This is a genomic window from Vibrio sp. Vb2131 (genome assembly GCF_033338535.1).
Lineage (GTDB): Bacteria > Pseudomonadota > Gammaproteobacteria > Enterobacterales > Vibrionaceae > Vibrio > Vibrio alginolyticus.
In genome coordinates, this window is the sequence record NZ_JAWOSW010000001.1 from 439,664 (window position 1) to 452,885 (window position 13,222).

Here is a 13,222-nt window from a genome sequence, read left to right on the forward strand (position 1 = left end):
AAGTTGTGTCAGCTTGAGAGGCGTTTTTTATTGGACGGTGTCAGTGAAAGAAGGACGTTTACTCAAACGTCACTTCATCAAAATGCGGATTGGCTTTGAGCGCGCGCATTGCGACTAATTGTTCAGTCGGGAAGGCGGTGTGCTCACCATCCATATCTAAAAACAAGCACTCTTGTCGCTGCATGTCGTAGCCTGTGTCGAACGCGTTGCCCTGATGAGTTTCACCATTTTTTAGCGTGATCTCGATAGGGAGCTTAAACATACAGGCGATTTCAATAAAATCGTATTGGCTGCAAGTCACCATAGTTTTCTCCTTTCAAACCGACGCAGTATTCAGAAGGTTTGAGAACCGTATCCTTAAATAGAAGACGTTTGATTGAAACTGAATCTTCATCTTACACCTCATTTTGGTCACGAAATAGACATACACGCACGTTTTAATAAACCTACTGTTGAGCGTTCACAAGCGAGACAAAATAACGATATGTCTGAGACGATACTTAAGCGCACATACCTAACGAGTGAACAAAAGACACAAAAGCCAAGTTCACTGATTCCGCCTCAAACCTACCATGCGCAGTTGGCGCACCGTATTCACTACTCGCCTCAATTTGAAAACGGCCGCGTTAAAAACGAGATGCCAAATGTCCCTAGTCCGCAATCATTCTGGCAGGTGTGTTGGAGTTATCTTGGTGGTAGAACGCCGTTGAGTCCTAACGAACATCTGCCACATTCCCCAATTCAACCTACGCAGTTTGCGCAGCGAAGTGAATCGATGCGCCTTACTTGGCTGGGCCATTCCACTATGCTGGTGGAGGTCGATGGCATTCGAATTCTGACCGATCCGGTATTTGATTACGCTTCTCCGTTCATCGCAAAAGCGTGGTTTGAACGCAATATTCCCAATACCCATGCCAGAGATTGTTTGCCGATTCCTGAAATTATCGTGATTTCGCATGATCATTACGACCATTTAGAAGCATCGACCATACGTTTCTACGCTGATAAATCCGTGACGTTTTATGTGCCCTTAGGGGTTGGCAAGCATCTGATAAAGTGGGGCGTTTGCGCAGACAACATCGTGGAATTCGATTGGTGGGATAGCGTGCACTATGCTGGAATCGAATTGATTTGTACGCCTGCTAACCATAATTCGGGTCGTACTTATTTCGATAAAAACGCGACCCTGTGGGCTTCTTGGGTCATCAAAGGCAAAGAAGAGACGCTCTATTTTAGTGGCGATTCAGCTTACGATTCGCACTTTTCCGAGATAGCACAGCGATGTGGACCAATCGACATTGCCTCTTTGGAAGTGGCTGCTGATGTGAAAGGCCAAGGTTATCCGGTCGAAAACTGGGGGCACATGCAGGCTCATCATACCGTGCAAGCGTTTCGCGATTTAAATGCGAAAAAACTGTTGCCAGTACATTGGGCTACATACGAACTGTTTACTCACCGCTGGGACGAACCGATTTTAGATTTGCTTACCCATTGTCAAATAGAACATATAACGCTGCTGACGCCAATGCCGGGGGAGAGTTTTTACGTTCATCAAGAACATATAAATAAACAATGGTGGCGAGAAAAAGAAATAGGTGAACCAGCTAGAATTTTGACTTAATAATATGATCTTACTTCAATAATTATTTTAGAAATTAACCTTGTTATTTTCAGAATATAACAAGGTTTTTACTCGCTTACTCATCAATCACTTGAGGTTTTAACTCGACGACATTTCCTTCCGGATCATGTATATAGAGTGATCTACCGAACCCTTGTGCGCCGTAGCGCTTCGCAAACTCTTCGGTTTCAATGCCGCGCGCACGCAGATATTCCAGTATTTCATTTTCGCAAAAAGGCGCTAGTTGCAGGCAAAAATGGTCAATATTACGACCATTTTGAACTGGTGGCTTTCCGCCAAGTTGCCCTAACTCGCTGTCTACCGTCACCACATCAATTAAGGCGTTGCCAGCCCTAAGCTGGGTTAAACCAAGCTCCATTACTTCGCGCTCGACAGGGCAGCCCAAAATATCTCGATAGAAATGCAACATGGCGTCGAGGTTGCACGTTCTTAACACGACATGATCAAGGGCTTGGATTGCGATTGGGTTGTTGGTGGGCATGCTTCACTCCTTTTTGCATTGTGTTGAGGTAAGTATAAAGTGACCTTAAAAGTGGTGAGAGAAATGATCAAATTCCAGATGTTTTTTTGCTAGAGCGAGTGCAGAAACACTGCAACTCAAAGCAAACAAAAAAGGCTAGCGTATTGCTAGCCTTTTGGGATATGGATGGGGCTATTACTCGTAATCAGAAGCGTAAGTTTCTTCGTAAGAGTGTGAGTAAAGCTCGAATAGGTTGCCGAATGGGTCTTCTAGGTAAACCATTTTCGCAGGCTTATTATCGTCTTCTGGGTGGTAACGCATGATGTCCATGCGAACTTTGCCACCTAGTGCTTCGGTGCGTTTGATAGCACCTTCAAAATCGTCTGTCTGTAAACAGAAATGGAAGATACCGATGCGAGAAAAATCCACTTCATGGCGCTCTTGACGTTCTTTCATTTCGAATAACTCAAGGCCGATGCCATCACTTGTCACAAGGTGCGCAATGTTGAAGCCTTTAAAGCCTTCCCCAAAGACCGCAATACACATTCTGCCAATTGCCGTTTCGCGTTCTTCAATCACTTTCGTGTTGCCCATAACGACTTTTAGACCTAGCGCTTGCGTGTAAAACTCAACCGCTTTGTCCATATCTCCGACCATAATACCGACATGATTCATTTTCATTTGTTTGCTCCCAACATGTGTGTTTGAACGTTGTCTTGTTTCGATGTGGGAGAGTATATGGCGTGATGTTGATTACATGAAATTATCATAAATTATAAAAATGATAATTTTATTTAATGCTATGCATGTTGGGATTGAGTTAGTGAGCTAAGGCCTCAACAGCTTGTCTCACCGAGGTGAAATGAATCTTGATAATACACCGTTGCGCGAGGCTGAATTCATGCGATTGGATTAATGACGTAACCTCTTCTACGGACAGCGTTCGTTCTTTTAGATGTAAAAGAGTGGTGTTCGAACCATTGTTTTTCAATTCAAACGTGTTGCCATTTGAGTCAATAACGTAATCATCTTGCCCAAAAATGAGGGCTTCGCATTCAGAATCTAAGTCGGACTGGGAATGCGTGTAGATCAGCTCATCGTCGCCGTCTAGTTTTAGCAAGCATGGCCAACATACTGCGTGGTCTCTCATGGTTAACTCATTATTCATTGTTATTTAGAAACTTGACCCAGGTTGTTGCAAAAAAGCTGACTCTTCGGGAGTGCTCTTTCTTCCCAGTATCGCATTGCGATGAGGATAGCGCCCAAACTGGTCGATGATGGCTTTGTGTTTTAGCTCAAAATCGTAGTTATTTTCAAGCCCTGATGCGCGGAACAATTTTTCAGCTTCGACATGAATGAGGCGAGATTCGCTGTGCATAAACGGCATGTACAAAAAGCTTAGCTGCTCAGGCGCTAATTCTTTGTCGTAACCTAACCGAATTGCCTCTTGAGCCAATGCTAATGCGAGTAGGTCTTGTGCAAACGCTTTTGGGGTGTTGCGATACACATTACGTGAAAACTGGTCGAGGACGATGATTTCGGCCAATCGTCCTTGTGCGCTGTTACGCCAATTAAACAGTTCACAACGAGCGGCTTGTTCTAATACCGAGGCAAATCGCGATGCAATACACTTGTCCAGTTCTGGGTTGTTTTCAAACCAATTTTGGGGCGATAGCTCCTCGAACCAAAATTTGATGACTTCTTGGTACATGGATCTTCCTTCTTATTGCATTAGCTAAAGAATAAAAAGCCAGAAGGCGAGCTCCTGGCTTTCTGCGTGTTATCGACCGTAAGTCTCTACGATGTAACGTTCAAAATCGTCACACATTTGTTCGTCAGAGATGGCGTTGCTTGCCAGCTCTTTACTGCCGTCGACGACTTTAATCGCGGCGTTCAGTGAAGCGACTGATGCTCGCTCTCGCGTCGCAAGTGAGTCGATTTTCTTCTGCTGCACTTCCCATGCCTGTTCTGGCGACAGGTTACACACGTCTGCAAGGTATTTGGCATTGAAGCCTTCGCCAGTCAGGCTGACAATGGTTTCGTTGTGCGACAAGTGATTGCCTGCGTGCCAGTAGTGTTTTGCCAGCAGTGGGCCAATTTCTGGGTTATCCGTCAGGTAACCAAACTTCTCAAGGAAGTATGCACGGGTCTGATACACCGCCATGTGCGCGAGTAGATAACCTTGATACGCACAAGCCGCTTCGTCGGATAGCAAATGTGGAATCGCCATCAGTGGGCGAGGGCTGCATTCCAAACCAAGGATCTGTTTTTCACAATCGCGAGCGAGCTTAGTGATGCGCTCTGGCGTTAACTCGTCATCGCTCAATTGATACAACGCGCGCTCAAAATATGGTACAACCAAGATGCTACGTTCTTCATAAGCTTTGAATGGCTGACGGCTGTTGATCATTGCTTGAATAATCTCATCAGGCACAGAATTCCCTTCATCATCCAGTGCGTACTGTTTTAGCCAATCGGCATCGGTTAACAGGCTATCACAGAACATCGACTGAGTTTCTGCATAAGCCATTGACGTCGGCGCAAACTCCTGCGAGAAACAAGGCGCGTTCATTTTTACGTTCGCAAAGTGTGCTGCGTGGCCACCTTCGTGGAACAGCGTGTTAATGCCATCGTAGCCGCTGCCCACTTGGTCTGGTTTGGCATTACTGGTGAAGTTCACCTGCGCTGCGACCCATTCGCCTTGATTATAGAAAGAAGGGATAGGGCCGTGGCAGAACCCATTCGGGTACTTACCTTTGCGATCTAGTAAATCCAGCGTTAGCGTCGCGCCAGAGTAATCAATATTTAGGCGACCAAATGATTCTACCCAGCGTCTCAGAGATTTTGAGAACGGCACGTATGGGTCAAGGTCACGCATAACGTTACCCGCGAATGAGTAAACAAAGTTGTAGCCTGCTAGTGCGCTTGCGCCTTTCTCTTTCGCCAAGTTTTCTAAGCTGTTTAGATGCGCATCTCGCGTGCGTTGTTCGAAATCTTCCAAAATTTCGAATAGCTGCTCGGAGCTCATCTTTTCCGTTTTTTGCACGGAGTAATCAAAGAAAGTCGCATAACCCAGTGAGCGAGCGAACTGGTTGCGCAGTTTGATCAGTTCAATAAAGCCGTTTCGCAGTAGCCATTGTTCAAGGTTCAGCAACGCTTGATGAGCCGATTGGCGAACTTCTTCATGATTGCTAGTGCGAATGGTTGAGCTTAATACTGGAAGTGAACCTTCTACTTGCTCGCCGTTCTCATCGGTAAATGTTTGTACGTGGTTCTGTTTTTTCTCGAAGAGCTCAGCTTCAAAGGCAATGAGCTGATTTTTCAACGCTTGTGCTTTTTCGCCCTCGATAGCGTGAGATTCAAACATCGCCAGCCAACCAGATAGACCCGTAATGGTTTGTTGTTTCTCTTGTGGGTCGGTAATTGAGTCCGCGGCTTCAAGCTGTTGTTTGATGGCAGTAATTTGCTCGGCGTTGCTTAAAAAGCTTGTCCATGCCGTTTGTGCTTGCGTCGAGCCATCATGGTCATCGCTGATCCCCATGTAAGTTTCCCAAAAGAAATCTTCTTTGGTGCGGTGAATCGCAAGGTAACGTTGATTGAGGTCGTTGAGGTAATCCGTTGCGGTCATTTTGATCCTTCAAATGGTTTCGTTATGTAGACAGTTGATTATTGCACGCTTGGTCGCGAGAAAGGAACGCTAATCTCATTTGTCGATTTTGCATCGCGTAAAGGTGATTTTACTATTTGTTTACATTTGGGTGAGTTAATAGGAGTTATGAGCTTGCAGTGTTAAGACTGGTATGGAGTTTACAGTTTATTAAGTAATTAATCTGCGGTGCGCTATCGATGATCCTTATCAGGTGTAATAAGATTTCCATATCGTGGCGATACAGTTGGAAACGATATGATAAATAAGACAAAAGTTACGTTATTGGCGGTAGGTACGATTTTAGTTGGATGTTCCACAGTCGCGCCGCCAAGAAATGATGCGGTTGAAAGCATTCAACAAAAGTGTTCTGTGATTTTAGGCAATGATGTTGCTGGCGATCAGCGCTGGCAGACGTACAACGGCTTGCTTGTAGAATATGCCGTGCATGGCGTTAAGAGTCAGGCGCAACTGGAACGCTTTGAAGCGTTTGTGCAGCGAGTACAAAATGATGAATCTGGACAGTTAGTTACCGAGCTGATTGAAGTCACCGATTGGGGATGCTCAAACGGCAATTATCTTGAAGAGATGGGCTTGTTTATTCAAGAAGTTCAAAAGTAGAAAACCGAGCGTTAAGTCGCTCGGCTTTTCTGTTTGTGGAGCGCTTTGTGCGCTGGTTAGTCAGGACGTTTACTCCTCTGGATACTCGCCCATACCTTGCGTTTTACCTTCCGCTTTCCAATGCTCTCCAGGGGCAAATGCTTCATCGCATAAATCTACGGTGTAGCCCATTTCTGTGATTTCCTTCAAAGTTAGGTTATCAGCAATATTTGCAACTTCCCCCGATTTATTCCGTAACTCCATGTTGATCTCTCCTCTGTAGGTAGACGAGTGGCATCAATGCACAGTGAAGAATGCATTGGTAACCTTTGTTCTAAGTATATAACCCTCTGCTAAAAATGAAGGTTTAATCCACTTTTTAAATATGGGTAATTGGATAATGCTTTGAGCTGCTTCCGTTATTTAGAACCGCAGCATCGCGATAGTTTGCCATTTGTGATTTATTGAGTGATTAAACGGTCAATTTGGAAACTCGAAATGGTGATTCTCGACCACGCTTTAGCACAACAAATTGTTGATCGAACCATGTCCATCATTGGTCACAATGTGAATGTGATGAACTCGGCAGGCATCATCATTGGCAGTGGCGACCCTAAACGTGTTGGGCAAGTGCATGATGGCGCGGTACTGGCTCTGAATCATGGCGATTCGCTAGAGCTTAATGAGCAGCAATGTTTGACGTTGCAGGGTGTCAAACCCGGTATCAATATGCTGTTGAAATTGCATGGTGACGTGGTCGGTATTGTTGGTGTCACAGGCGAGCCGGAGAAAATCCGAGATTTTGCCAAACTGGTTAAAATGACCGCTGAATTGACAATCGAGCAAGCCGCGCTGGTGGAAAAATTTCAGTGGGACAGACGTCATCGCGAAGAGTTTATTCTGGCTTGGATCAATGGGAAATTGACCGATGAAGAGCTGAAAGATTGGGCGATGCGTCTTTCTATCGATGTTACTCAACCACGGGTGGCAACGGTGATTGAAGTCTCGACGCCGTCGGCCTCAAAAAGCATGAAGAGTGTGCGCAATATTGTTGAACTGCTTGAATACCCAGAGCGTAACAACCTAGTTGCGATTGTCTCGGTGAATGAAATTGTGGTGTTGAAACCGTGTCATTCCGCCAAGCAGTGGGATAGCCAAGTTGAAAGTGAGCGCATTGATAAGTTGATGTCGCGTTTAAGCGATCACGATTCGCATACGTTTCACATTGCGCTAGGGCAGCTGTTTAATGAGCCTAAAGATGTCGCGTTGTCATACCAAAGTGCGAAGCAGGTATTAGCCATTGGCAAGCAGTTCTACCCAGAGAAACGTAAGTACCTGTTCGATGAACTTCGTTTGCCTGTTTTGTTAGCGCCGTTGGCGGATATTTGGCAAGGTGAACAAATTATTGATGGTGTGAAACGGTTGAAAGAGAAAGACAAATCTGGGCAATTATTGAAAACCCTAGATGCACTGTTTGAATGCAATGGCAATGTAACAGAATGCTCTAAAATGCTGTTTATTCACCGGAACACTCTGCGCTATCGGTTAGAGAAAATCACCGAGATAACAGGGCTACCAACAACCAATTTTGTGGGGTTAGCGGAGCTTTATATTGCGACTCGGCTCTCAAAAATGTCGTGATGTTGTGCATTTGCACAATACGCGTTATTTTTTGACCACATCATTTGTCACTCCGCCTAAAGGAATTCGAAAGCAAACGATTAATAATTCATGCGTCCCTACATGTTGAGTGAGCCAACACGGACTCGCTCAGCAAAATAAGAATAAATGGAGTTATCATGAACCTTATATTAATCCTGCTTGGGGTGATCGCATTTATTGTGCTCACGACCACCAAATTCAAATTACATCCCTTTTTAGCGCTGATCATCGCAGCGTTTCTTGCGGCATTTGCTTACGGATTACCGGCAGATAGCATTGCCAAAACCATTGCTTCTGGCTTTGGCGGTATCCTTGGTTACATTGGTTTGGTTATCGTTTTAGGTACCATCATTGGTGTTATTTTGGAAAAAAGTGGTGCGGCGATCACCATGGCCGATACGGTCATCAAAGTGTTGGGTGAGCGTTTCCCAACATTGACCATGAGCATCATCGGTTACATCGTTTCTGTTCCAGTATTTTGTGATTCAGGCTTTGTCATTCTGAACTCGCTCAAAGAATCACTCGCTAAGCGTTTAAAAACCTCAAGCGTTGCGATGAGTGTGGCGTTGGCAACTGGCCTATACGCAACGCACACGTTTGTGCCGCCAACTCCTGGCCCGATTGCCGCTGCGGGTAACTTAGGCCTGGAATCTAACCTTGGTTTAGTGATTGGTGTGGGTGTGTTTGTTGCAGCGGTTGCGGCGTTAGCGGGGATGTTGTGGGCGAACCGATTCCAACATGTTGAACCAGATGGCATTGAAGCCGCAGAAGAAATTCAGCAAGACTGGCAAGCACTCAAAGCGTCTTACGGCAAATTGCCAACGGCGAGCCAAGCATTCGCTCCTATTTTTGTTCCTATCTTATTGATCTGTTTTGGCTCTATCGCGAAATTCCCAAGCCTACCGCTGGGCGAAGGTTTTGTGTTTGATGTTCTGACTTTCTTAGGGCAGCCACTAACGGCATTGGTGATTGGCCTGTTCCTTTCTGTTCGCCTACTCAAATCAGACAACAAGATTGAAGAATTTGGCGAGCGAATCAGCCAAGGTATTACGGCTGCTGCGCCTATTCTTTTGATTACCGGTGCGGGTGGTGCATTTGGCGCGGTATTAAAAGCCACGCCGCTAGGTGAATACTTAGGTACGACGCTATCGGCGCTGGGCGTGGGTATTTTCATGCCATTTATCGTTGCGGCTGCGCTAAAGTCGGCGCAAGGATCATCAACGGTTGCATTGGTGACCACATCGGCTTTGGTTGCGCCTATGCTTACGCAATTGGGGCTCGATTCAGAAATGGGCCGCGTATTAACGGTGATGGCGATCGGTGCAGGTGCGATGACGGTTTCTCATGCAAACGACAGTTTCTTCTGGGTAGTTTCGCAGTTTAGCCGCATGTCGGTGGGCTTAGCGTACCGCGCGCAAACCATGGCTACGCTCGTTCAAGGTGTCACGGCAATGGCATTGGTGTACATTTTGAGCCTCGTTCTCTTATAAGTCTCTGGAAGTACGTATGAAAGTGGTAATTGCACCTGATTCATTTAAAGAAAGCTTAACCGCCAAACAAGTGAGCGAGGCGATCAAAACGGGTCTTGCTCGCGTATGGCATGATGCTGAGTTTGTTACGGTTCCGGTCGCAGACGGTGGCGAAGGCACGGTTCAATCTTTGATAGATGCAACTCAAGGCGAACAAGTCTTCACAACAGTGACCGCGCCATTAGGGAATGATGTTGAAGCGTTTTATGGCATCCTCGGCGACGGCGAAACCGCAGTTATTGAAATGGCGGAGGCCAGTGGGCTGCACCTTGTGCCGAGTGACGCTCGCGACCCAAAACTGACCAGCAGCATTGGTACTGGACAGCTGATCAAACACGCGCTAGATAGAGGTATTCAACGCTTAATCATTGGTTTGGGCGGCAGCGCTACCAATGATGGTGGCGTGGGCATGTTGACCGCGTTGGGGGTGGCGTTTCTTGATGAGTCTGGTCATGCAATTACCCCAAATGGAGGCGGGTTAGCGGCGCTTGCGTCCATCGATATTTCTGGTCTTGACCCTCGTTTAGCAACTTGTGAAGTGTTGGTAGCGTGCGATGTTGATAACCCACTCTGTGGTGACAAAGGCGCGTCGGCTATCTTTGGCCCGCAAAAGGGAGCGACCGTATCAGACGTCACTCTGCTCGATAACGCATTGCGCAAGTTTGGCGAGTTGACGGAACAAGCGACGGGTAAGCATGTACTGACTCGTGAAGGGGCGGGTGCTGCTGGTGGTATGGGCGCGGCCTTGCTCGGGTACACGCCAGCACGTTTGCAACCGGGAATTGAGATTGTGCTTGAAACGGTCAAACTTGCTCAGCATGTTGCGGATGCGGATATCGTATTTACAGGCGAGGGTCGAATCGATCATCAAACCGCACATGGCAAAACGCCGATGGGCGTTGCTCAGGTCGCCAAGCAGTGTAATTTACCAGTCATTGCATTAGCAGGCTGTGTGGGCGACAACTATCAGGCGGTTTATGAGTGCGGCATTGATGCGGTGTTTGCTTGTGTACCAAGGGCGATGAGCTTACCTGAGGCCATGAAAGAGGCCGACGTCAACGTTGCTAACTTAGCCGAAAACGTCGCGAGAATGTGGCAAATTAAGTCGCACTGAAGGCGATGACGATATGAAAAACTCCACCTTTGCGTGGAGTTTTTTGTTGTTACGTGTTTGCGTGTGTAGGCATAAGTTCATTTAGCAAGAGCGAGTTAACAGGCATGCTTTGCTATCAATTTTGCCAGTGTTTGCATCGCTTGACTCCAATCGGTTTCATGACCAAAGTTTGCCACGCTGAGGCGTACGCAATGCCGATATTGCCCTTGAGTGCCAAATACGGTGCCGGGAAGTAGGCTGATTCTGTGCTTATTGCATGCTTGATACAACGCATAGCTGTCCGTGTCTTCGGGCAGTCGCAACCAAAGTAAGAACGAGCCTTGTACGGCGTTGATCTGGTATCGATTTTTTAGAGGTTCGTATTCATCCAAGTATTGATGAAGCATCTGGATAAATCGTCGCATGTTGTTTTGATAAACCCGCCCCATTCGCGCAGTATGCGTTCGATACTTGCCTGACGTTAGAAACGTTGCCACGGCGGATTGCATCAGGTTCAAACTGCCCATGTTCTCACACAGTAGATATTGTTCAATTTGGTCTCGATATCGCCCCGCCAACATCCAACCAATTCTCAAACGCGAATCGAGCGTTTTGGATAACGAATTCACGTAAATTACGCGTTGCTTGTCATCGAGCAATCTCAAGCTTGGCAATGGCTTATCATAACTTAACCCGCCAAACACATCGTCTTCGATAATAGGAATATTGCCGGACGCCAATAGTAATTGTTGACGCTTTTCTAGCGGCATCATGGCACCAGTTGGATTGGTGAAGTTTGGCGTTACGATGATCGCTTTTATGTCCCATGTCGCCATTGCTTTTGCTAAGGCTTCGGGGCACATACCGTCGCGTGGGCAACTCGGAATTTCCACCACTTTGAGGCCGAGTGATTCTAGCATCAATAAGTTGCCAAAATAGCAAGGGGACTCCACCGCGACGATATCGCCTTTTTGTGTCGTTGCGCGCAGCGCTAGGCTAATGGCTTGTTGCGCGCCGTGCGTCACCATGATCTCATCCAACTTGGCTGGCGTGCCCAAATCTTGTGTGATTTTCGCTAGTTGTTTGATTAAGAGGTGATCACCGGGTGGTAATTGGTAATGGCTCGGTACATGCGTTTGCTGCCGGCTGTGGCGGCCGATCTCGGCGTACAAGCTTTTGATCGCGGGGGAGTCAATGTTTGGGTGGGCAGAACCGGTAGGCAAACGCTCTTGGTATTCAGGATAAGTAAGGATTTCTTTGCAGATCGAGAGCAAATCCACGCGAGTCGGATCCGGAATTGAGCGAGAGGTCGGCAAGGCGACTTTAACTCGATAACCCGATTTGGGAACCGAGTAAACCAAGTTTTGTGCTTCCAGCTCTTGATACGCACGAATCACGGTATTTTTACTGACGTTTAATTCTTGGCTCAACGAGCGAATGGAGGGCAGTCGATCATCCGCCTGATAAACGCCACCATTGATGGCTTGTTTGAGGTGTTTTTCCACCACGAGGTACTTATTCCCTTCACCGCTTCCCAATAAATCTGTACCCATAAAAACACTTCCATCTGTCACTTTTTGAAAACACTGTACCTAATTACATTAGCAGTATCTCAAAACATAAAACAAGCGTGAGTGAGGCGATCATGTTAATCCGAGCCATCCCTTTTGTATTTGTCATCCTTTGGGCTTCTGGATTCGTTGGTGCGCGTTTTGGTTTGCAATATGCCGAGCCAGCGACACTACTTTCTATCCGTATGGCATTCAATGTCTTACTGTTTTTGGTTCTTGTGGCGGTATTGCGTAGAAGGTTGCCGACAGGAAAAGATTTTTGGCACAGCTGTGTAGTTGGTGCGTTGATCCACGGTTTCTATCTGGGCGGTACTTATTTCGCTATCGCCTTGGGTATGCCTGCTGGGTTGAGTTCGTTGTTGGTGGGTATTCAACCGATTTTAACCGCGGCTTTGCTGGTGGCGTTTGTTCGTGAGGAGTTTAAGCCCTCGCAATGGCTGGGTTTGGCTCTTGGTTTTGTCGGTATCGCTATGGTGTTGATGGGCAAAATGGAGTGGCAATCCGAGCAGCATAAAGTGCTGGCTATTGGTTTGTGTTTATTGGCTTTGGTTGGTATCACGCTAGGGACGCTTTATCAGAAAAAACATTGCCAACAAGTGGATATGGTCGGTGGTGCGACGGTGCAATATTTGGCCGCGCTCATCATGTTTCTGCCCGTTGCGATGCAGTTTGAAACCATGCAAGTGCAGTGGGAACTGGAGTTTATTTTGACTGTGTTGTGGTTGGTCGTCGTGCTCTCTTGTGTAGCTATTCTACTGCTGTTGTACATGGTTAAGAACGGTGCAGCATCGAGCGTAGCTTCTGTATTCTACCTGGTGCCGCCAACGACGGCGATTCAGGCTTGGCTCGCGTTTGGAGAGTCATTTGATTGGATGGGGATTTCTGGTTTCGTACTGGCAGCTACGGCGGTGTATTTGGTGGTTAAAAAGCCGGATTTGACGATAAAGAAATCGATTCAAACAGAATATACCTAAATTGGGTAGGGACATTTGCGTACCAGTGGGTACAATCTGCTTCAT

At 46.7% G+C, this 13,222-nt stretch carries 14 protein-coding genes; 6 read left to right on the forward strand and 8 right to left on the reverse strand.

Annotated features, from left to right (window positions below; translation table 11 throughout):
- Positions 1 to 58: 58 nt before the first annotated feature.
- The gene (locus tag R7E38_RS01935; RefSeq protein WP_005460845.1) at positions 59 to 304 is read right to left on the reverse strand and encodes a Rho-binding antiterminator; all 246 of its coding nucleotides are present in this window, start codon (positions 302 to 304) and stop codon (positions 59 to 61) included.
- Between the two features lie 180 nt (positions 305 to 484).
- Here R7E38_RS01935 and R7E38_RS01940 point away from each other — a divergent pair, with 180 nt between their 5' ends.
- Positions 485 to 1,621 carry an MBL fold metallo-hydrolase gene (locus tag R7E38_RS01940; protein WP_226084116.1) on the forward strand — a complete coding sequence of 379 codons (1,137 nt, stop codon included), beginning with the start codon at positions 485 to 487 and terminating at the stop codon, positions 1,619 to 1,621.
- A gap of 76 nt (positions 1,622 to 1,697) precedes the next feature.
- Here R7E38_RS01940 and R7E38_RS01945 read toward each other — a convergent pair whose 3' ends face one another.
- The 5 genes from R7E38_RS01945 to R7E38_RS01965 form a co-directional block, all read right to left on the reverse strand.
- Positions 1,698 to 2,123, reverse strand: coding sequence for a VOC family protein (locus tag R7E38_RS01945; RefSeq protein WP_025768759.1), 426 nt, complete (start codon positions 2,121 to 2,123; stop codon positions 1,698 to 1,700).
- Positions 2,124 to 2,297: 174 nt separating this feature from the next.
- Positions 2,298 to 2,783 (reverse strand): VOC family protein, encoded by a 486-nt coding sequence (locus tag R7E38_RS01950; RefSeq protein ID WP_025768760.1) that lies wholly within the window; start codon positions 2,781 to 2,783, stop codon positions 2,298 to 2,300.
- A 139-nt stretch (positions 2,784 to 2,922) separates the two neighbouring features.
- Positions 2,923 to 3,252, reverse strand: a complete 330-nt coding sequence (locus tag R7E38_RS01955; protein WP_017634368.1) for a DUF4144 domain-containing protein — start codon at positions 3,250 to 3,252, stop codon at positions 2,923 to 2,925.
- 24 nt (positions 3,253 to 3,276) lie between these two features.
- A complete protein-coding gene (locus R7E38_RS01960; RefSeq protein ID WP_226084107.1) occupies positions 3,277 to 3,813 on the reverse strand; it encodes a DUF924 family protein in 537 nt (178 codons plus the stop codon).
- Between the two features lie 69 nt (positions 3,814 to 3,882).
- Positions 3,883 to 5,730: a M3 family metallopeptidase gene (locus R7E38_RS01965; protein WP_042522346.1), complete on the reverse strand. Its 1,848-nt coding sequence runs from the start codon at positions 5,728 to 5,730 to the stop codon at positions 3,883 to 3,885.
- A 276-nt stretch (positions 5,731 to 6,006) separates the two neighbouring features.
- Here R7E38_RS01965 and R7E38_RS01970 point away from each other — a divergent pair, with 276 nt between their 5' ends.
- Positions 6,007 to 6,369, forward strand: coding sequence for a hypothetical protein (locus R7E38_RS01970; protein ID WP_042522348.1), 363 nt, complete (start codon positions 6,007 to 6,009; stop codon positions 6,367 to 6,369).
- Between the two features lie 69 nt (positions 6,370 to 6,438).
- On the opposite strand, the gene R7E38_RS01975 is transcribed toward R7E38_RS01970, so the two are convergent.
- Entirely contained in the window at positions 6,439 to 6,612 is a 174-nt protein-coding gene (locus R7E38_RS01975; RefSeq protein WP_005374332.1) for a hypothetical protein, read from the reverse strand.
- Between the two features lie 234 nt (positions 6,613 to 6,846).
- Here R7E38_RS01975 and R7E38_RS01980 point away from each other — a divergent pair, with 234 nt between their 5' ends.
- The 3 genes from R7E38_RS01980 (at position 6,847) to R7E38_RS01990 (ending at position 10,653) form a co-directional block, all read left to right on the forward strand.
- Complete coding sequence (locus R7E38_RS01980) at positions 6,847 to 7,989, forward strand: sugar diacid recognition domain-containing protein (RefSeq protein WP_005374330.1); 1,143 nt, start codon at positions 6,847 to 6,849, stop codon at positions 7,987 to 7,989.
- A 158-nt stretch (positions 7,990 to 8,147) separates the two neighbouring features.
- Positions 8,148 to 9,500, forward strand: a complete 1,353-nt coding sequence (locus R7E38_RS01985; protein ID WP_017634362.1) for a GntP family permease — start codon at positions 8,148 to 8,150, stop codon at positions 9,498 to 9,500.
- A gap of 16 nt (positions 9,501 to 9,516) precedes the next feature.
- Complete coding sequence (locus R7E38_RS01990; protein WP_042522351.1) at positions 9,517 to 10,653, forward strand: glycerate kinase; 1,137 nt, start codon at positions 9,517 to 9,519, stop codon at positions 10,651 to 10,653.
- A 95-nt stretch (positions 10,654 to 10,748) separates the two neighbouring features.
- Here R7E38_RS01990 and R7E38_RS01995 read toward each other — a convergent pair whose 3' ends face one another.
- On the reverse strand, positions 10,749 to 12,185 hold the full coding sequence (locus tag R7E38_RS01995; RefSeq protein WP_005383306.1) for a PLP-dependent aminotransferase family protein: 1,437 nt from the start codon (positions 12,183 to 12,185) through the stop codon (positions 10,749 to 10,751).
- Positions 12,186 to 12,277: 92 nt separating this feature from the next.
- On the opposite strand from R7E38_RS01995, the gene R7E38_RS02000 reads away from it, so the two are divergent.
- Complete coding sequence (locus R7E38_RS02000; RefSeq protein ID WP_047102508.1) at positions 12,278 to 13,177, forward strand: DMT family transporter; 900 nt, start codon at positions 12,278 to 12,280, stop codon at positions 13,175 to 13,177.
- The last annotated feature ends 45 nt before the right edge of the window (positions 13,178 to 13,222 follow it).

Excerpts from the sequence above, each read along its gene's own strand:
- R7E38_RS01955 (WP_017634368.1), bottom strand. The coding sequence starts at position 3,252 with ATGAGAGACCACGCAGTATGTTGGCCATGCTTGCTAAAACTAGACGGC.
- R7E38_RS01940 (WP_226084116.1), top strand. The coding sequence starts at position 485 with ATGTCTGAGACGATACTTAAGCGCACATACCTAACGAGTGAACAAAAG.
- R7E38_RS01980 (WP_005374330.1), top strand. The coding sequence starts at position 6,847 with ATGGTGATTCTCGACCACGCTTTAGCACAACAAATTGTTGATCGAACC.
- R7E38_RS02000 (WP_047102508.1), top strand. The coding sequence starts at position 12,278 with ATGTTAATCCGAGCCATCCCTTTTGTATTTGTCATCCTTTGGGCTTCT.
- R7E38_RS01965 (WP_042522346.1), bottom strand. The coding sequence starts at position 5,730 with ATGACCGCAACGGATTACCTCAACGACCTCAATCAACGTTACCTTGCG.
- R7E38_RS01975 (WP_005374332.1), bottom strand. The coding sequence starts at position 6,612 with ATGGAGTTACGGAATAAATCGGGGGAAGTTGCAAATATTGCTGATAAC.
- R7E38_RS01970 (WP_042522348.1), top strand. The coding sequence starts at position 6,007 with ATGATAAATAAGACAAAAGTTACGTTATTGGCGGTAGGTACGATTTTA.
- R7E38_RS01995 (WP_005383306.1), bottom strand. The coding sequence starts at position 12,185 with ATGGGTACAGATTTATTGGGAAGCGGTGAAGGGAATAAGTACCTCGTG.
- R7E38_RS01935 (WP_005460845.1), bottom strand. The coding sequence starts at position 304 with ATGGTGACTTGCAGCCAATACGATTTTATTGAAATCGCCTGTATGTTT.
- R7E38_RS01945 (WP_025768759.1), bottom strand. The coding sequence starts at position 2,123 with ATGCCCACCAACAACCCAATCGCAATCCAAGCCCTTGATCATGTCGTG.
- R7E38_RS01985 (WP_017634362.1), top strand. The coding sequence starts at position 8,148 with ATGAACCTTATATTAATCCTGCTTGGGGTGATCGCATTTATTGTGCTC.
- R7E38_RS01950 (WP_025768760.1), bottom strand. The coding sequence starts at position 2,783 with ATGAAAATGAATCATGTCGGTATTATGGTCGGAGATATGGACAAAGCG.
- R7E38_RS01990 (WP_042522351.1), top strand. The coding sequence starts at position 9,517 with ATGAAAGTGGTAATTGCACCTGATTCATTTAAAGAAAGCTTAACCGCC.
- R7E38_RS01960 (WP_226084107.1), bottom strand. The coding sequence starts at position 3,813 with ATGTACCAAGAAGTCATCAAATTTTGGTTCGAGGAGCTATCGCCCCAA.